Here is a 16,436-nt window from a genome sequence, read left to right as displayed (position 1 = left end):
GTCCCCACACCGGACGACGCCGCAGACGGCCTTTCGATTGCCTTATGTCATATCCACGTCATGAGATAGTACAATGATCGCGTATCTGGACGGAACGCCGGTCGCAACCGGTGACCGGTGGGTAGTGCTGGAAGTCAATGGTGTCGGTTACCGGGTGCACGTACCGGAGCCCGGGATCCGTGAGATCGCCCGTGCTCCCGGGAAGGTGACACTCCACACGTACATGGTCGTGCGCGAGGACGCAATTACACTGTACGGGTTCCTGCACACAAGCGAACTCGAACTCTTCACGATCCTCATCGGGGTCTCGGGAATCGGCCCGCAGATCGCGCTCAATATCCTTTCCCAGACATCCCTTGAGGACTTTGTCCTTGCGATCCTTTCCGGGGATGAAAAATGCCTGACCCGGATCTCAGGCATCGGGCCAAAGAGCGCAAAGCGGCTGATCCTCGAACTCCGGGACAAGATGAAAAAAGTGCAGGACGCCATGGCGCTTTCACCGGCCGGGAAATCAGACCGGGTTGTCAGGGATGCCGCGAGCGCTCTTGTCTCGCTCGGGTTTGCCGGGCAGGCGTCGTATGATGCGGTAAAAGCTGCGGCAAAGGAGATGACGATGCCCACCATCCAGGACCTCATCAAGGCGGCGCTTGTGACCTTAAAGGAGGGTGAGCGGCGGTGAGCGAACGGATCATCTCCCCGGAACCCACGCCCGACGAGCAGGATGATCTTACGCTCCGGCCGGCAACGCTCGATGCATTTGTCGGGCAGGAGCCGGCAAAAAATGCGCTCCGGATCGCAATTGAGGCAGCGCAGCAGCGGGGCGAGCCGATCGACCACATTTTGTTTGCCGGGCCGCCGGGCCTCGGGAAGACAACGCTGGCGCATATTATTGCTCGCGAGATGGGTGCGGCGATACGAACCACGACCGGCCCGGTGCTGGAAAAACCCGGGGACATTGCCGCCCTTATGACTGCACTTCAGAATGGGGACGTGCTCTTCATCGACGAGATCCACCGTATGAACCCGGTGATCGAGGAGATCCTCTACCCGGCGATGGAGGATTTTTTTATCGATGTGATGATTGGCGAGGGCCCCAGCGCCCGCTCGATCAAGCTGACGCTCGAACATTTCACGCTGATCGGGGCGACGACACGGCAGGGCCTCCTGAGCTCGCCGTTCCGGGACCGGTTCGGGATCCTTGTGCGCCTGAACCTGTACTCCACGGAGGATCTTGTCAGGATTGTGACACGGAGTGCAGCACTCCTGAAGATCCCAATCACCCCGGAAGGTGCGGCAGAGATTGCCGCCCGGAGCCGCGGTACCCCGAGAATAGGCAACCGGCTCCTGAGGCGGGTCCGGGACTTTGCCGTGGTCAAAGGCGATGGGACGATCACCGCCGATATTGCACGGGGAGGTCTTGAACTGCTCCAGATCGACGAGCTCGGGCTTGACGATATCGACCGGCGCATCATCTCGGTGATTGCGGATGATTTTGGCGGCGGCCCGGTAGGGGCAAAGACGATCGCGATCTCAGTCGGTGAAGAGGTCAGGACGATTGAAGAAGTTTACGAACCGTACCTGATCCAGATCGGGTTTGTGAAGCGGACACCCCAGGGCCGGGAGACGACACCTGCCGCACTGGCACACCTCAAACTGAACCACACCCAGAAGACGCTGTTCTAAAAAAAAGTGGACGAGAACGTTTTTGTTCCGGGCCAGTCTGCCAGATTTGGAAAAAAACGGGATTTGATGCGGATTTCTCCGAAAAACTGAACAAACAGACCCACATGTCCCGAGGCCGGTGAGGCTGTCCGTTACTGATCAGGCCACGATAATAGACGTATTACCCGTCACTCCCTGCCTATCTCATGGGGGGGTGCAAGAGATTTCCATTCCGTTCGGGAGGTGTACCAATATTCACCGTCAAACAACAGGCCGGGGAAACGGTACCGCAAAAATACGTAATTTAAAAGATTGAAAGCCCATTGTGAAGTCGTGTCATGGTCCTATCTGGCCCGTTCCCACCGGCCTGTATACCTGAATACTGGGTTTGGCCAGATATATTCTTTTTCGAAATAGAATATAGATACGTCAGAGATATATTGATAAATTTCCGGATCGGGATGGGGCGACGGTAATCATTTCAATGAGTTTTCTCACATAAAACGCTCAACTCTTTGTTGAAATGAACGAACGATCATATCAAAGAAAACAGCTTTGTCGTGATTTGGTATCATCCTGATGCATTTCATTGGTTTGCATCGCGCAAATCCCTTATATTTTTGAGGGATGTGTTTCAAAATCCCTGGTTATCCAATCCGCCAAGGAGCGGTGTAGATGCGCCCATATCTTTCTTCATTCGCCGCTTCACACATCCGTTTTGCCGTCACCCATTCGCGAAGTCCGTTGAGATCGTCGGGATCTGGTAGTATGAAAGGACCGTCTCTGGTACAGGTTCTGTGACAGGTACGTGTCAGGATAGTTCGCCCGGGGTTTGATTCACCGGTCTGGCATAGCATGGCAGGTTCCACCCCGGATCATTTTACACTGAATCGTTCGAGGTCACAATTCCTGACTGCCACATACGTCAACCCCCGGTTGTCCGTCATAATATCAGGTACTCCGGGGGATGGTTCCGGTTCTTCATTTTTGGCAGTTCTTGCAGGGGCCCGTTCATCGGAACGATGACTGATAAAAATCACACGCTCTTTTTTCATCCACGCTCCCAATATTTACAATTTTGTGTAATCCTGATCCTACCATTGCCCCGGTTTTATAAACAGTTTTTCGATGGAGAATATACAGATATATATACAAAAAAAGTTCAGATAGAGACAGGTATATTCACCATATAACTCTGATTGAGGGGTGGGAAAAAGATGGAACTACGTCGGGTCCAGATGACCGGGGGGTCATCGTTTGTCGTTACGCTTCCCAAAGACTGGATACAGGAGATGCGGATCAAGAAAAATGATCCTGTCGGTCTTATTGTCCAGCCGGATGGAACACTGCTTGTCACAAAGAAAACCACAGACGAGCCGCTTCAGCGGGTAAAGGAGATAGACATCGGGCACATTACCGACCCCTCCTTCCTCTTCAGGATGCTCATTGGCACTTATATAACCGGTTTTACTGAGATAAGGATCAGCTCAAAACAGCGGTTTCCACCGTTCGTCCGCTCGGTCGTGAGGGACTTCACCCAGATGACCATCGGGCAGGAAATTGTCGAGGAGACCGATACCCTCATTGTAATAAAAGACCTGCTCAACCCGGCAGAGATGCCGTTTGACAATACCCTCAAACGCATGTTTGTGATCGTCAGGAACATGCACGTGGATGCCATAACAGCGCTCGAAACGCACAACCATGCCCTCGCTACCGATGTGATCAACCGTGACCTTGACTCGGACCGGCTCAACTGGCTAATTGCACGCCAGACGAACATGATCATGCAGAACCCATCCCTATCGCGCAAGATGGAGGTCTCGACCGGCATGGCCATGTACTACTACATCATCAGCAGGATCATCGAGCGGATCGGTGACCATGCCGTGCGGATAGCCGAAAATGCCGAGCCAACCATGGATATCGATCTTGATCCGAAAATCATTGCTGCGTTAAAAAAGGCAAGCGCCATGTCCATGAACATCTTTGACAAAAGCATTATCTCATTTTTCAATGCCGATATCAAGGAAGCTCACAAGACCATCGAGTCGGTCTCTGCACTCGAAAATATCTGTGGGGATATCAGCAATATGGCGTTCAAACAGGAGACACTTGCCGCGATTTCCATCAGTTATGTCGCTGAGAGTATCCGCAGGGCCGGCGAATATTCTGCGGATATTTCCGAGAACGTGATCAATTACATTGTCGAGGAAGACCGCTCACTCCACCGGCGTCCCGCCGGGAAATGATCCTCCCCGCATATACCCGGTCTTTTTTTTGTTACAGTACCATCACAATCGCACATTTTCCTTTTTAAACTGTCAAACACGTGGCCGATAGAGGAAAGGCAAAATTTCAAAAAGTATTGTGAACTCTCGTCCGCTGACACAAGTGCAGTAAAAAAATTCGGGAAACCCCATGGTGCTTATCCGGATTCCCGGCAACCTGTGAGGGGCCTCTCGCATAAGAAATCCTTTGAACCTTTACGGACAACAGATGACAGGGGCATGAGGATATGGACGTCAACGGGCCAAAAGTCAGGAAATACCTGAAAAAATTCATTGTCGGGCCGGAAAAGAAAATCCGGTTGAAAAATTACGATACAGACTGGGTGCAGCACGAATCATTCAGGAACCAGCCTGAAGGAGAAATAAAAAATCTTCTCATGGGGGTCCTAGAAAAAGATCAAAACGATCTCTTTGCAGCGCAGGAACTCCTTGCCGCTTCCCACCAGTACGGTATCCTGATCGTGCTGCAGGGGATGGACACAGCAGGAAAAGACGGCACGATCCGGCACGTGATGTCCGGTGTGAACCCGCAGGGGTGCGATGTACATTCGTTCAAGGTTCCCGGGCCCGAGGATCACGCACACGACTTTCTCTGGAGGTACGAGAAGGTGCTGCCCGAGCGCGGGATGATCGGCATCTTCAACCGTTCCTACTATGAGGATGTGCTTGTCGTACACGTGCACCCTGAACGCATGGAAGAACTCCCAAAAGTGATCGGCCCGGACTCGGAAGGGTTCTGGGATGGACGGTATAAGGATATCAACGCTTTTGAAAAGCACTTGGTCCGGAACGGTACGCTCGTCCTGAAATTTTTCCTCCACATCTCAAAAGACGAGCAGAAAAAGAGGCTGCTCGACCGGCTCGCACACAAAGAGAAATATTGGAAATTTTCAGTCGCGGATATCGCAGAGCGGCAGTACTGGGACGATTACCAGGTCGCGTACGAAGAGATGCTTAGTGCAACGTCAACAAAATATGCACCATGGTTTGTCGTGCCCGCTGATCACAAGTGGATGGCCCGCACAGTTGTCGCGGAAGCGATCACTTCAGCCATCGATGGGCTGAACCTTTCATATCCCACGTTCTCTGACGATCAGATAAAACATCTGATGGATGCGAAGAAGGATCTGGAAGAGGAATGATCAAACCGGATCCACATACTTTTTTTGGGACCGGCGCCGGGAATATTCATCTCGGGGGTATTTTTAGCAGCCTTTAAAAGAGTGGAGAGAGAGGAACATGTCTCCTCATCACTCATTTCATTTTACGCCAGCTTCGCATTCACCGATGCCGGCATCAGCCGGTCAAGGAGGAATGTCGGCACCTGCTGCGAAGTCTTCACCGTCAGATCGAAATTATCTGTGGTCCCGGTCGAGCCCAGGTACTGTAGGGTGAACTGGAAATCGGCATTGTAGAGCGGGATCCCGAGCACCGTAATCTTCGCGTGACGGGGGCTAATCACCCGGGTCTGGCCCACGACAAGCTGCTCGCGGTTACCGTCAACATCGGTGGTGACCGAATTGTTGTAGGCCATTACTGCGATCCGGCTGCTGCCGATCATCACCGCTTCCCCGTCCGGCAGCGCGACATTATAATGGGTCACGTACGGGAGATTTTCTCCGGAAACACCGGTCGTGACCGTAAGGCTGAAGGTAAGGAGCACGGCAGCGATGATCACAATGATGATACCGACAATGACACCGATCAAAATTTTTGTTCTGTTCTGCATGCGGCCGTCATCTCTTACAGCAACATGTGGGGGATGATCCGTCATACTATCACGTACTCCAGACTCGGCCATAAACATGTAGGGTCAAAAACGGTCCCGGACGGATCGTTTCAGTCCGGGGATACACGCAGTACTCTCCCGGCGTCTCATAGTAATGCGAGGCAGGAGGACCGGTCCCGGGTCCTTCCCATAAAATCCATTATCCCCCCCTTCCAATAGTACTACGATTTTGATGCGCATACCCATACAATCAGTCACGCCGGAAACCGGCCATGCGGAAGTCTGCGGATGGGTCCACGAGGAAAGAGACCTCGGGGGGCTCGCGTTCTTTTTGATCCGAGACAGGACCGGTATCATCCAGGTGACCATCCCGAAAAAGAAAGTTTCGGAAGCAGTGCTTGCCGCTGCAAAGAAAGTCTCGCGTGAATCCGTTGTCCGTATTGCCGGCACGGTAAAAGCAGTAGAAAAGGCCCCGGGCGGCAGGGAAATTGTTCCCGACACCTTTGAGATCATCAATCTCGCCGAGACCCCGCTTCCCCTCGATGTCTCCGAAAAAGTCGGGGCGGAACTCGATACCCGTCTCGATGCACGGTTCCTTGACGTGCGCAGGCCCCGGGTCGCTGCGGTCTTCCAGATCCGGAGCGCTGCGATGCATGCAGTCAACAACTTCTTCCACAAGGAAGATTTCATCAGCATCACCACCCCGAAGATTGTCGCCGCAGCGACCGAAGGCGGGACAGAACTCTTCCCGATTGCATATTTCGACAAGGAGGCATTTTTGAACCAGAGTCCGCAGCTCTACAAACAGATGATGATGGCGGGCGGATTCGAGAAGGTTGTCGAGATCGGACCGATCTTCCGGGCCGAGGAGCACAACACCACCAAACACCTCAACGAGGCAACAAGTATCGATATCGAGGTCTCGTACGCGGATCACAACGATGTGATGAAGATCCTCGAAAACCTGATCGTCAAAACCTACGAATACGTGAACAGGTCCTGCGGCGACCAGCTGGCAAACCTCGAACTGACCGACTTTGCCGTGCCAAAGGCCCCGTTTACCCGGTTACCCTACAGGGATGCTATCGGGATCGCACAGAAAACGTGCAGTGATCCGATCAAGTACGGCGATGATATCAGCGCTGCGGCAGAACACGTGATCGGTGACGAGATGGGAGCACACTACTTCATCACCGACTGGCCTACCGAGATCCGGCCCTACTATGCGATGCCCTACGAAGACGATCCGTCCATCTGCAAGGCATTCGACCTCATGCACCCGAGGATGGAACTATCGAGTGGCGCAGAGCGTATCCACCAGTACGACCTGCTCGTGCAGCAGATCAAAAAGAAGGGCCTCAACCCCGAAAGTTTCGAGTTCTACCTGCGCCCGTTCAGGTACGGGATGCCCCCCCACGCAGGATGGGGTCTTGGTGCCGAACGACTGATCATGACCATGCTCGGGCTCTCAAACGTCCGTGAAGCAGTCCTGTTCCCGCGTGATATGCACCGGCTCGTCCCATGAAGGCGTATTTCATCAACAAGGTTTTAGCGACAACCGTTGTCGGGAGTTACCCCGTGGTAAAAGGCTCCGGCCTGAAAACTCTTTTTGATCCCCTGAAATCTGCGGTCGAGACTGCGGTCTCCGACCAGCTCGCGGCCGGGATCGATATCATCTCTGACGGTCAGGTCAGGGGCGACATGATCCAGGCATTTTCCGGTAAACTCCCCGGGATCAAAGGCCAGGATGTAATCGGCAAGATCCAGCCGGCGTCAGGACCGATTACCGTGGCAGATACAAAGTATGCCCGCTCAAAATCCCCTTACGTCAAGGGTATCATCACCGGTCCCTCGACACTTGCCCATGGTCTCCACATCAGCACACCGATGTACAGAAACCGGGAGGAACTTGCGCTTGATATTGCGGCAGCATTGGCTGTGGAGGCACGATATCTCGAAGCCGCTGGTGTCACCTTAATCCAGATCGACGAGCCCATCTTCTCGACCGGCGTCGCGGATCTTGCCGTGGGAAAGCAGGCAATCGATCTGATCGTCGGAGCCATTAAAGTCCCGACCTGCATGCATGTCTGCGGCGGGCTCGAAAACGTTATCGATGACATCCTGAAGATCAACGTGAACGTGCTGGACTTCGAGTTTTCGAAGAATCCTGCCAACCTGGGGCTGTTCGGGTCACGTGATCTGGCAGGTCGGATGATCGGGTACGGCTGCATGGATTCCACATCGGAAGCCGTGGAGACGGTCGCGGAGATAAAAAAACGGATCGAGAAAGGGGTCGAGGTCTTCGGTGCCAAAACGATGCTTGTGGATCCTGACTGTGGCCTGCGGATGCGATCCCGCGAGGCGGCATTCTGGAAACTCAAGAATATGGCACAGGCTGCAAAGGAAGTACGGCTCGCGCTATAACCCATTAGACAGATTCATTAAAAAATAAAAAATCCCAAAAAAGATCTTTTCTATACGACTCTCGAAGTTGTCGATGCTTCAATCCCGTTTTCCGTGATGATAAAGGGCAGCAGGCGCTGAGGGGCGGCGGCGTCCCGGATCTTGTGGACGGCAAGCGTCCGCTCGATCTCGCTCTGGCTTACATCGGTTTTGAATTCTATCACGAGATCTGATGCACGCATGATCCGGGTCATCTCGACCGGGGGATGGATATTGGTATAGACGACGAACATCAGGTTCGCACCGCGTTTTCGCATCTCCTCCCGTGAATGTCGCAAAAATTTCAGCGCTGTGTCGATCCCGTACTTGATAATAATAGTGGAAAGTGAATCAATGACTATCCTGCCGCCAATCATCTGGGGGAGATACATATCGGGGTGGAGATCGCCTGCATCAACCATGCCCACCTCCACGTCCCCGTCGTTCATCAGGTACGTGCCCTCCTCGCCTTCGACCTTCCAGAACTGCATCGCTGCGAGGTCGACACCGGCAAGTGGCGTCCCGTACACCATGATGATCGCTCCTTCCGGAAACCCACCGTCCAGCAGGAGGTTGAGACCGACAATACCGGTAGATCGCTTCTTTGGCCTCCCCGAAATCGGGATGTCAACGATCTGGCTTTTTGTATCCACTTTGGGATGCTCCGGCTAATATTAATGACCGTATATTTAAAAAGTTTGTGGAAATTCATCCGTTCTGTCGCAGAATATTTCCGCAATTCCTCTTTAGGACCTGATTTTTCCGAATTTTTCCCTCAGGGTCCGGCGCAGGAGTTTCCAGCCGTGCACCCGGGGAAGGGCATCCACGAGGATGAGCCGGCGCGGGACCTTGTAGCCGGCAAGGTGGACGCGGCAGAACGATTCGAGATCCGGTTCCGACAGCGTGGCGCCTGATTTTACAACGACCGCGGCGACCGGCATTTCTCCTTTTCGCTCATCGGGGACGCCAAAGACCGCCACATCCGCCACCGCCGGGTGCTGGATGATCACGTTCTCCACTTCGGTCGGGTAGATCTTCCAGCCCGACATGATGATCATGTCTTTTTTCCGGTCGGTGATGTAGAGGATGCCGTCCGCGTCCATGTACCCGACATCGCCGGTCAGGAACCAGCCGTCATGGCGGAAGACCGCTGTGGTTGCCTCGGGAAGGTTCCAGTACCCTTGTGCAACGGACGGCCCGCGAAGGGCGATCTCACCAGCCTCTCCCGGCAGCATCTCGGTCTCCGGATCGTCAGCATCCACGATCTTAACTTCAGTGTACCCGACCGCGACTCCCACGCTCTGGTAGTGCCGGGTCAGATCGGGGTACTCGGGCAGGGTGGTCGTGCCTGAACCAATGACAATCGTCTCGGAAAGCCCGTACGAGTTTGCTACCGGGATATGGAACCGTTTGTCAAATGCCTCCCATATTGCAGGAAGAAGCTGACCCCCGCCCGAGATGATGAGCCGGGCGGTGCGGAGCCGGGCTTCTGTACCCAGGGCGCTGTGGACAAGCGTGTGGATCACCGGGGGCATCCCGGCAAGAACAGTCACGTTGTAGCGTTCGGCAAGAGCAAGGTAATGCTCCGCATCGAATCTTTCCATCATCACAAAGGTCCCCCCCGCCCGCAGGACGGAAAGCCCCCACGACAAACCGACGTGCCCCATCGGGTAGATCCCAAGATAAACATCGTCAGGCCTGAGCCGGAGGGCCTCCCTTTCCGCATCGAGCGCCGTCATCCAGTTTGCGTGAGTGAGCTTGGCACCCTTGGGCTTACCCGTCGTGCCGGCCGTGTACTGGAGGTGACAGAGGTCATCCATCGCGCAGTTGACTGCGCGCATTGATGCGGGTGCCGGGGGAAACGATGCCCACGCGACAACACCGTTCCCTGTTCCCCCAACGCAGATGACAGAGACAAGGGCCGGGGCCTTGTCCCGTATTTCAGCCACAACACCGGCGCCCTGCACATCCGTGATGATCGCACATGCACCGGCATCGTTGACCGCATACAGCAGTTCCTCACCCTTGTACACGATGTTTGTGGGGACGGCTACGGCACCGATACGCCAGATCGCAAAATAGCTGATCAGGTACTCGGGCGAACTGTCCAGATAGATGCAGACCCGGTCGCCTTTTTTTATCCCGAGCCGGGAAAGACCGCTCCCGACGCGGTTCATCTCCTCGCGGAGCTTGTGGTAACTGTAGATCTCGTTCCGAGACGGGCAGATGAGCGCCGCCTTTGCCTCGGGAACACTCTTTGCATCAAGGAGCGTGGTAACGTTAGACATGTCCGCCGGTCCGATCTGATGATACGAATTTGACGTTGATGTATATACATGTTCATTTTATGGATCCGGTTGTGGATAAACAGGCAACAATCATTACATCCGACCACAATTTTGTAATAATTGCGTACCAAAAGTACCAGATAATGGATCAGTGCGGACATGGCAGATATTCGTAATTTTATCGGGTTTGCACAGAATGAAACCCTGATCAAGGAGTATGACGGTTTCCGGATGTATTTTCCGGTGAAGGCAAAGGTCAGCCTCGCCGTGACCAGCAAACGGCTTATTGCCTATTCTTCTGTCAGGAATTTCTTTGATGGAAAAACAGAATCACTCTTCCAGCAGGTCAGTCTTACTGACATCAGGGGAGTCGGCGTTGTACAATCAGCGAGGTCACGGATCGGTCTCATCGCGCTTGGGATTGTCATCCTTCTTGCAGGGATCCTAACCACCGTCATCGGTCTCTCCGGGAACACGCTCTTTGAGATGGGCGGGATAGCGTGCAGTATTCTGGGGATAATCCTACTTGTTACGGGCATTTTCTGGAAAAAGCACCTGTTCCGGTTCGAGGTCTGGGGAACTGCCTGGGTTCTCCCGGTCGGGGAGTTCGAAAATATCAGGCCAACCCTCACAGTTGGCCCGGACCTGACGAAAGTTGTCGAGGAACTGGGTGCCCTCCTTATCGAGATTCAGGAAGGGACGCTGTAGCCCGAGTGACCTGCTCCCGCTATTGACCGCACCGGTACTGTGACGGGTATCGCTCCTCGTTCCGGCAGATTGATGCATACCGTGCCCGGGTGCCGGACCGGTAACAACAAGTTTTTTCTGTATCCTGACCCGTATGATAACTGATATCTATGGCTGAGGAAACGCATCAGGAACAACCACCCCGCCAGCACCACGAACGGGGCCCATATCACCACCCCCCCACACGGGATCACCACAACCAGCCTCCCCGCCCGGCGGCAGAGCAGCGGCCACAGGAGCCGGCCGGGGAAAATCTCGATGCGGCAGATAGTGAAGAAGAACATGCAGAGTCCCAGCATCGGTCGCACGGGGGCCACCGCGGTGGCAGGCCGACAAAGAAAGTTTACGAAGAATTTTTAAACGATCCGTATTGCGAATAAAACAGCATCAGGAACACTTTTTTAACGGGGAAAATTGAGATCCGGCTGGAATGCCTTCCCGCAAAATCGCCCCGGATCGCTCATGGAAAATTCCGTATAATCTTCTCCCGGATCGCTTCCTTTGGGTATGCCCCTATCACCCGGTCGACCATCCTGCCATTTGAAAAGAATACAATATTCGGGATCGCCGAGATGTTGAGCTGCCCGGAAAGCTGCTGGTTCTCATCCGTGTTGCATTTTCCGAACGTGACTTTCCCGGCAAATTCCTGGGCAAGTTCGTCAATGACGGGGCCGACCCGGCGGCATGGCCCGCACCACTCGGCCCAGAAATCGATAACAAGGGCCGGGTGGTTCCTGAGAAGTTCTTCGATGTGCATCTGGTCGACCACGATCACGCCACCGGAAACTCTCTGGTGCTCCATCTTCTCTTTGAGTGCTGCCATCCGTTTCTCACGGATATCGTTCAGCTCGGTATCGTCCATGGGTGAAAATAGGGAGTCACTGATAATTGAAGTTAGCGAACAGGACGGTTGTTCCGACTGTCATGGGAGTAAAGTATATCAGCGCCTGCCATCTATATTATAACCCTGATTATAGGAAGCGAGGTAGGGTAGTCAGGATATCCCGACGGGCTCATAACCCGTAGATCGATGGTTCAAATCCATCCCTCGCTACTTTTTCTTTTTACACCCCGGGAACTGTCAGGTGCTCGTGTCTGTACCGGATCAATCCTGCAGATGCAGGAGTGAGACGTGTCATTTCCGTGCAACGGTCACGATAAAATTCCGGTTTTTGTACACGACATCTACATCGGAAAAACCGGCCCCGTGCAGCCACGCAATCTGCACAGAAAGTTTCTCGTTTTTGTCCAGCGTGTCCCGGCGCCGGCGGATCTCCGCAGACTCCGTTGAGGCAAGCGGCCCGTTTTTGAGAAATTCATCCCAGTACTCCCGGTACTTCCCGGTGAAGTACGGCGACTCGCCCTCAGCCTGATCGGCGTTTACAAAGATCCCGCCGGGTTTAAGAACAGAAAATATCCGGGCAAAAAGCCGGCACTTGTCTCCCGGTTCGAGATGGTGAATTGAAAGGGCGGAGCAGACGAGATCGTAGGGGCCGCCGAGATCCACCCGGGAATAATCGCCGGAACTGAACCGGACAGCCGGGTGGTCGCGGAACCGTTCCCGGGCTACGGCAAGCATCCTGTCGGAGATATCAAGGAGGGTAAGGGTCGCGGAGGGATACTTTTCAAGAAGCAGTGCGCTCAAAAGCCCGGTACCGGCACCGACATCAAGAATTGCTGGCGAGACGGAGGGACTTCCGGCAGCCCAAACCGCCACGCCGTAAAACTGCCGCATGTCAGGAATAATAAACTCCCGCTGGGCATCGTATCCTGTTGCAATCTCATCGAAGGCTTTTCTTATGTGATCCATGGTCCCGCACCCGTGACCGGTAAAGATATACCCGACCCTTACACCGGATTGTCCGTTAAGGCACAAAAATATGATACAAAAAGAGGGGATGGGAAAAAGAAATTATTACGAACTTTCCGCTTCGAACGACTCGAGCTTTGACTGGAATGTATCATCCACAAAATCAACCTGTCGAGGATTCGCTGTTTCCCCTTCAATGGGCAGCGGATAGCATCCGGTAAGGCACCCGGTACAGAGATCCTCACGATCGAACCCTATGGCTTTTACGAGCGCGTCAAGTGATATGTGGTGAAGCGACGTCGCCGTGATGGCACGCCGGACGTCATCCTCCATCTTATCGCTCGCAATCAGCTCCTTCCGGGTCGGCATATCGACGCCAAGGTAACAGGGCGCCTTGATCGCCGGGGAACCGATCCGCATATGTACCTCGCGTGCACCCGCATCCCGCATCATCTCGATAATCCTCTTCGAAGTCGTGCCCCGCACGATGCTGTCATCGACAAGGACGACCGACTTGTTCTTCAGGTGCCCCGGGATCGGGTTGAGCTTGATCCGGACGGCCCGCTCCCGTGCCTGTTGCGTCGGCATGATAAAGGTCCGGCCCATGTACCGGTTTTTCATGAGGCTCTCCACGAACGGTATCCGGGACCGTTCCGCGTACCCGATCGCGTAGGCAGTCCCGGAGTCCGGTACCGAGCAGACCGAATCCGCGTTTACCGGAGCCTCTTCGTGGAGTTTCTGGCCGATCGTCCGCCGCACATCGTACACGAGCACGCCGTCCATCACGGCATCCGCCCGAGCAAAATAGATGTACTCGAAGATGCAGTGGGCCCGCCTGCCCGCAACCGCGATCTGCGTGCACCGGACACCGTCGCTGTCCATCCGGATCAGTTCGCCGGGTTTCACATCGCGGAGGAATTTTCCCCCCAGCGCATCGACCGCCACGCTCTCGGATGCCACGATGTAGCCTTTCTCGATCTTCCCAAGACAGAACGGCTTGATGCCGAGAGGATCGCGGAATGCGTAGATGACGCCGTCGATCATGATCACGACCGAGTACGAGCCCTGCATCCGTTTCATGCAGAGATGCACTGCGTCCTCCACGGAGCCCGAGGTACTGATCTCCTCGATTAAGATCTTCGCGATGATCTCCGTATCGGTCGTGGTCGTAAAGATCTGACCCGCCTGCTCGTACTCCCGCCGGATCTCACAGGTGTTGACCAGGTTCCCGTTATGGGCAACGGAGATAAAATGATCCTGAAACTGGAAATTCAACGGCTGGATGTTCTCAGGCAGGTTTGCGCCGGTCGTCGGGTACCGCACATGACCAATGCCTGCCTGACCTTTAAGATCTTTTAAAACAGAGGGGGAAAAAACATCTGCGACGAGCCCCTGCCCCTTGAACTTGCAGAGACTTGTCCCGTCAAACGTGGATATTCCGGCGCTTTCCTGGCCACGATGCTGGAGCGCATACATGGCATAGTAAAGCTGGATGGAAACACCGCCAGCATCGACGATGCCAACGATACCACACATGGTTCTGCTCTAATGCGTCGGAGTTTTTGGTCTCTTGCTGTGCCACTTGAAGTTTTGCATCTTGGTGCTTCTGCCAAACCCGCAGGAAGAGCAGACTTTCTTCTGGGCGTGGAACGAGATCTTACCACATCGCCGGCAGGCGATGTGGGTCATCTTGTTCATCTTACCCATTGACGGTGTGCCTTTTGTCATGTTATTTCACCTTATGATTCCAGCGATGGCGAGATATAGATCACGTTATCTCCACGGACGATAAGCGTGCCTACCTTTACAACCTGCCCGTTCTCTGTTTCCTCAGCCTTGTCAAGGACGAGGTTCATATGAACATCGTAACCCTGAAGAACTCCCCGGATCTCTCTCCCGCCTTTGAGGGAGACGATAACGGGCTGGCGGTTCAGCACCAGATCTAAAATATCCAACGGTCTTTTGGTCATACTCATACCCTGTATTACCATCGCTCTGGAGTAATATATGTGCGTGAGCACTCTACTTAAACATAGCGTAGATCTGCATGGGTCAAGAAGGTTTCTGATACAAGGGGGTCATGTGCACCGTGACCACGATCCCCGGGGGAATGCCGGCAACGTCCGGACACGTATGCGAAGCCGGGGAAAAATTTTAGCACTTGCCCGGGAGAATGTAGGAGCGGAACAATGAAAAAAATTATCGTGAAAAAACGGCATTCCATCCGGAAGAGCCAGGCAGAAGACCTCCTTGACCGGCTCGCGCTCCAGATCGGGCCATCAGCCGCGCTCTTCCATGCCGATATGATCGAGATTCTGGAAACGAATGCGGCAGTCGCGCTCTATCTTGTGAACAAAAAACCGCTCCTGATGGACACCGGGGACTGGGTTTTTCCCACGCTCAAAGGGGCCGTCCAGTGCCCGTTCCCCGAGCGGATGATCACCGTCGATGCCGGTGCAATCCCGTACGTGGTAAACGGCGCAGATGTGATGCGGCCGGGGATCGTTGCCGTCAGCGATGACATCGTGGCAGGGAGCCCGGTCCAGATCGCTGACGAACGGCATAAAAAGCCGCTGGCGATCGGGGTCGCGCTCATGGACGGCCCGGCAATCCGGGCGAGCGCACAAGGAAAGATGTGCAAAAATTTCCATCATGTCGGCGATGAACTCTGGAACCTTGAACTGTAATATTTTTGAAATGTAAAAAAAGGCTGGAAAATCAGGCTATTTCTGCCCTTTACATCGATACCATTAAATAATTTTCTTCGTACAGTTTTTTTATGGTTAAGATCATAGACACACTTTTGGGGAAAAATGCCACCAGTTCCGACGATGATTATATGGAACTCGACCTCAGCTCCTACGAGGAACACGGCAGCGGTTCTCCTGCGCTTCTCGTAAAGATCGCAACGATTGCAGATCTCAAGGACACTCCCCGGGTCAAGGATGAAGTTTACAACGGGAATATCGTGATCGTCGATATTTCGCGCCTGAAAATGGACAAAATCTCCTATGAGCGTGTCTTAAAGGACTTAAAGGAAGTCGCAAAGGATGTCAACGGGGATATCATCGGCCTCGGCGACCAGCGGTACGTCGTTCTCACACCGATGTCCGTGAAGATCTCGCGCGACAAGATTGGCGGGGCATAACCCTTTGCGCACGATCGTTCCGGGACCGTGTCCATACTGCAATACTGAAATAGAATATCTCTACCAGACGGAAAATATTCCCTATTTTTCTGATATTCTCATTATTTCTGCAACGTGCCCGTCCTGCGGGTACCGGTATGTCGATACCCAGATGCTCAAAAATGCCGGGCCGGTGCGGTACGAACTGGCGGTGACGACAAAAGAAGACCTCGATGTCCGGGTGGTGCGGAGCATGACCGGAATGCTCGAGATCCCGGAGCTCGGCGGCCGGATCGATCCGGGCCCGGCCTGCGAGGGATTTGTTACCAATGTCGAGGGC

General features: G+C 54.0%; 19 protein-coding genes and 1 tRNA gene. 12 read left to right on the top strand and 8 right to left on the bottom strand.

Going from position 1 to position 16,436, the window contains the following annotated elements; translation table 11 throughout:
• Positions 1-73: 73 nt before the first annotated feature.
• The 4 genes from ruvA to WCE46_RS03680 all read left to right on the top strand — a co-directional run bounded on the left by ruvA (position 74) and on the right by WCE46_RS03680 (position 5,095).
• On the top strand, positions 74-679 hold the full coding sequence (gene ruvA / locus WCE46_RS03695; protein ID WP_424732352.1) for a Holliday junction branch migration protein RuvA: 606 nt from the start codon (positions 74-76) through the stop codon (positions 677-679).
• Positions 676-1,683 (top strand): Holliday junction branch migration DNA helicase RuvB, encoded by a 1,008-nt coding sequence (gene ruvB, locus WCE46_RS03690; RefSeq protein WP_424732351.1) that lies wholly within the window; start codon positions 676-678, stop codon positions 1,681-1,683. The genes ruvA and ruvB overlap by 4 nt, the downstream gene beginning before the upstream one ends.
• Positions 1,684-2,879: 1,196 nt before the next feature.
• Positions 2,880-3,914 carry a PhoU domain-containing protein gene (locus WCE46_RS03685; protein WP_424732350.1) on the top strand — a complete coding sequence of 345 codons (1,035 nt, stop codon included), beginning with the start codon at positions 2,880-2,882 and terminating at the stop codon, positions 3,912-3,914.
• A 266-nt stretch (positions 3,915-4,180) separates the two neighbouring features.
• The gene (locus WCE46_RS03680) at positions 4,181-5,095 is read left to right on the top strand and encodes a polyphosphate kinase 2 family protein (protein WP_424732349.1); all 915 of its coding nucleotides are present in this window, start codon (positions 4,181-4,183) and stop codon (positions 5,093-5,095) included.
• 122 nt (positions 5,096-5,217) lie between these two features.
• Here WCE46_RS03680 and WCE46_RS03675 read toward each other — a convergent pair whose 3' ends face one another.
• Complete coding sequence (locus tag WCE46_RS03675; protein ID WP_424732348.1) at positions 5,218-5,682, bottom strand: hypothetical protein; 465 nt, start codon at positions 5,680-5,682, stop codon at positions 5,218-5,220.
• Between the two features lie 232 nt (positions 5,683-5,914).
• On the opposite strand from WCE46_RS03675, the gene aspS reads away from it, so the two are divergent.
• Both aspS and WCE46_RS03665 read left to right on the top strand, forming a co-directional pair.
• Entirely contained in the window at positions 5,915-7,207 is a 1,293-nt protein-coding gene (gene aspS, locus WCE46_RS03670; RefSeq protein WP_424732347.1) for an aspartate--tRNA(Asn) ligase, read from the top strand.
• Positions 7,204-8,106 carry a methionine synthase gene (locus tag WCE46_RS03665; RefSeq protein WP_424732346.1) on the top strand — a complete coding sequence of 301 codons (903 nt, stop codon included), beginning with the start codon at positions 7,204-7,206 and terminating at the stop codon, positions 8,104-8,106. Before aspS ends, WCE46_RS03665 begins: the two co-directional genes overlap by 4 nt.
• A 50-nt stretch (positions 8,107-8,156) precedes the next feature.
• On the opposite strand, the gene WCE46_RS03660 is transcribed toward WCE46_RS03665, so the two are convergent.
• Together WCE46_RS03660 and WCE46_RS03655 are read right to left on the bottom strand one after the other, a co-directional pair.
• A complete protein-coding gene (locus WCE46_RS03660; RefSeq protein ID WP_424732345.1) occupies positions 8,157-8,777 on the bottom strand; it encodes an RAD55 family ATPase in 621 nt (206 codons plus the stop codon).
• A gap of 93 nt (positions 8,778-8,870) precedes the next feature.
• The gene (locus WCE46_RS03655; protein ID WP_424732344.1) at positions 8,871-10,412 is read right to left on the bottom strand and encodes a class I adenylate-forming enzyme family protein; all 1,542 of its coding nucleotides are present in this window, start codon (positions 10,410-10,412) and stop codon (positions 8,871-8,873) included.
• Positions 10,413-10,571: 159 nt separating this feature from the next.
• Between WCE46_RS03655 and WCE46_RS03650 the strand changes: the two genes are divergently transcribed.
• Positions 10,572-11,120, top strand: a complete 549-nt coding sequence (locus WCE46_RS03650) for a hypothetical protein (RefSeq protein ID WP_424732343.1) — start codon at positions 10,572-10,574, stop codon at positions 11,118-11,120.
• Between the two features lie 149 nt (positions 11,121-11,269).
• A complete protein-coding gene (locus WCE46_RS03645) occupies positions 11,270-11,539 on the top strand; it encodes a hypothetical protein (RefSeq protein ID WP_424732342.1) in 270 nt (89 codons plus the stop codon).
• A gap of 80 nt (positions 11,540-11,619) precedes the next feature.
• Here WCE46_RS03645 and trxA read toward each other — a convergent pair whose 3' ends face one another.
• Positions 11,620-12,021, bottom strand: coding sequence for a thioredoxin (gene trxA, locus WCE46_RS03640; protein WP_424732341.1), 402 nt, complete (start codon positions 12,019-12,021; stop codon positions 11,620-11,622).
• A gap of 117 nt (positions 12,022-12,138) precedes the next feature.
• On the opposite strand from trxA, the gene WCE46_RS03635 reads away from it, so the two are divergent.
• Positions 12,139-12,213, top strand: a tRNA-Met gene (locus tag WCE46_RS03635).
• A gap of 81 nt (positions 12,214-12,294) precedes the next feature.
• Here the strand turns inward: WCE46_RS03635 and WCE46_RS03630 are convergent.
• The 4 genes from WCE46_RS03630 to WCE46_RS03615 all read right to left on the bottom strand — a co-directional run bounded on the left by WCE46_RS03630 (position 12,295) and on the right by WCE46_RS03615 (position 14,939).
• Positions 12,295-12,969 carry a class I SAM-dependent methyltransferase gene (locus WCE46_RS03630; RefSeq protein WP_424732340.1) on the bottom strand — a complete coding sequence of 225 codons (675 nt, stop codon included), beginning with the start codon at positions 12,967-12,969 and terminating at the stop codon, positions 12,295-12,297.
• A 105-nt stretch (positions 12,970-13,074) separates the two neighbouring features.
• Entirely contained in the window at positions 13,075-14,505 is a 1,431-nt protein-coding gene (gene purF, locus WCE46_RS03625) for an amidophosphoribosyltransferase (RefSeq protein WP_424732339.1), read from the bottom strand.
• Between the two features lie 9 nt (positions 14,506-14,514).
• On the bottom strand, positions 14,515-14,697 hold the full coding sequence (locus WCE46_RS03620) for a 50S ribosomal protein L37e (protein ID WP_424732338.1): 183 nt from the start codon (positions 14,695-14,697) through the stop codon (positions 14,515-14,517).
• A gap of 11 nt (positions 14,698-14,708) precedes the next feature.
• On the bottom strand, positions 14,709-14,939 hold the full coding sequence (locus WCE46_RS03615) for an LSM domain-containing protein (protein WP_011991105.1): 231 nt from the start codon (positions 14,937-14,939) through the stop codon (positions 14,709-14,711).
• 219 nt (positions 14,940-15,158) lie between these two features.
• On the opposite strand from WCE46_RS03615, the gene WCE46_RS03610 reads away from it, so the two are divergent.
• The 3 genes from WCE46_RS03610 to WCE46_RS03600 form a co-directional block, all read left to right on the top strand.
• A complete protein-coding gene (locus WCE46_RS03610) occupies positions 15,159-15,656 on the top strand; it encodes an RNA-binding protein (protein WP_424732337.1) in 498 nt (165 codons plus the stop codon).
• Positions 15,657-15,748: 92 nt separating this feature from the next.
• Positions 15,749-16,117, top strand: coding sequence for a cell division protein SepF (locus WCE46_RS03605; protein WP_373006920.1), 369 nt, complete (start codon positions 15,749-15,751; stop codon positions 16,115-16,117).
• A 4-nt stretch (positions 16,118-16,121) separates the two neighbouring features.
• Positions 16,122-16,436: ZPR1 zinc finger domain-containing protein (locus tag WCE46_RS03600; RefSeq protein WP_424732336.1), on the top strand; the 315-nt coding region annotated here is incomplete at its 3' end.

The sequence above is a fragment of the Methanoregula sp. genome (genome assembly GCF_049690535.1).
GTDB lineage: Archaea > Halobacteriota > Methanomicrobia > Methanomicrobiales > Methanospirillaceae > Methanoregula.
Note: the sequence above shows the minus strand (reverse complement) of the source record. Positions and strands in the feature narration are given on the sequence as shown.

Coding starts and splice junctions, on each gene's coding strand:
- WCE46_RS03645 (WP_424732342.1), top strand. CDS start 11,270: ATGGCTGAGGAAACGCATCAGGAACAACCACCCCGCCAGCACCACGAA.
- WCE46_RS03620 (WP_424732338.1), bottom strand. CDS start 14,697: ATGACAAAAGGCACACCGTCAATGGGTAAGATGAACAAGATGACCCAC.
- WCE46_RS03605 (WP_373006920.1), top strand. CDS start 15,749: ATGGTTAAGATCATAGACACACTTTTGGGGAAAAATGCCACCAGTTCC.
- purF (WP_424732339.1), bottom strand. CDS start 14,505: ATGTGTGGTATCGTTGGCATCGTCGATGCTGGCGGTGTTTCCATCCAG.
- WCE46_RS03655 (WP_424732344.1), bottom strand. CDS start 10,412: ATGTCTAACGTTACCACGCTCCTTGATGCAAAGAGTGTTCCCGAGGCA.
- trxA (WP_424732341.1), bottom strand. CDS start 12,021: ATGGACGATACCGAGCTGAACGATATCCGTGAGAAACGGATGGCAGCA.
- WCE46_RS03665 (WP_424732346.1), top strand. CDS start 7,204: ATGAAGGCGTATTTCATCAACAAGGTTTTAGCGACAACCGTTGTCGGG.
- WCE46_RS03675 (WP_424732348.1), bottom strand. CDS start 5,682: ATGCAGAACAGAACAAAAATTTTGATCGGTGTCATTGTCGGTATCATC.
- WCE46_RS03680 (WP_424732349.1), top strand. CDS start 4,181: ATGGACGTCAACGGGCCAAAAGTCAGGAAATACCTGAAAAAATTCATT.
- ruvA (WP_424732352.1), top strand. CDS start 74: ATGATCGCGTATCTGGACGGAACGCCGGTCGCAACCGGTGACCGGTGG.
- WCE46_RS03610 (WP_424732337.1), top strand. CDS start 15,159: ATGAAAAAAATTATCGTGAAAAAACGGCATTCCATCCGGAAGAGCCAG.
- WCE46_RS03685 (WP_424732350.1), top strand. CDS start 2,880: ATGGAACTACGTCGGGTCCAGATGACCGGGGGGTCATCGTTTGTCGTT.
- WCE46_RS03615 (WP_011991105.1), bottom strand. CDS start 14,939: ATGACCAAAAGACCGTTGGATATTTTAGATCTGGTGCTGAACCGCCAG.
- WCE46_RS03650 (WP_424732343.1), top strand. CDS start 10,572: ATGGCAGATATTCGTAATTTTATCGGGTTTGCACAGAATGAAACCCTG.
- aspS (WP_424732347.1), top strand. CDS start 5,915: ATGCGCATACCCATACAATCAGTCACGCCGGAAACCGGCCATGCGGAA.
- WCE46_RS03630 (WP_424732340.1), bottom strand. CDS start 12,969: ATGGATCACATAAGAAAAGCCTTCGATGAGATTGCAACAGGATACGAT.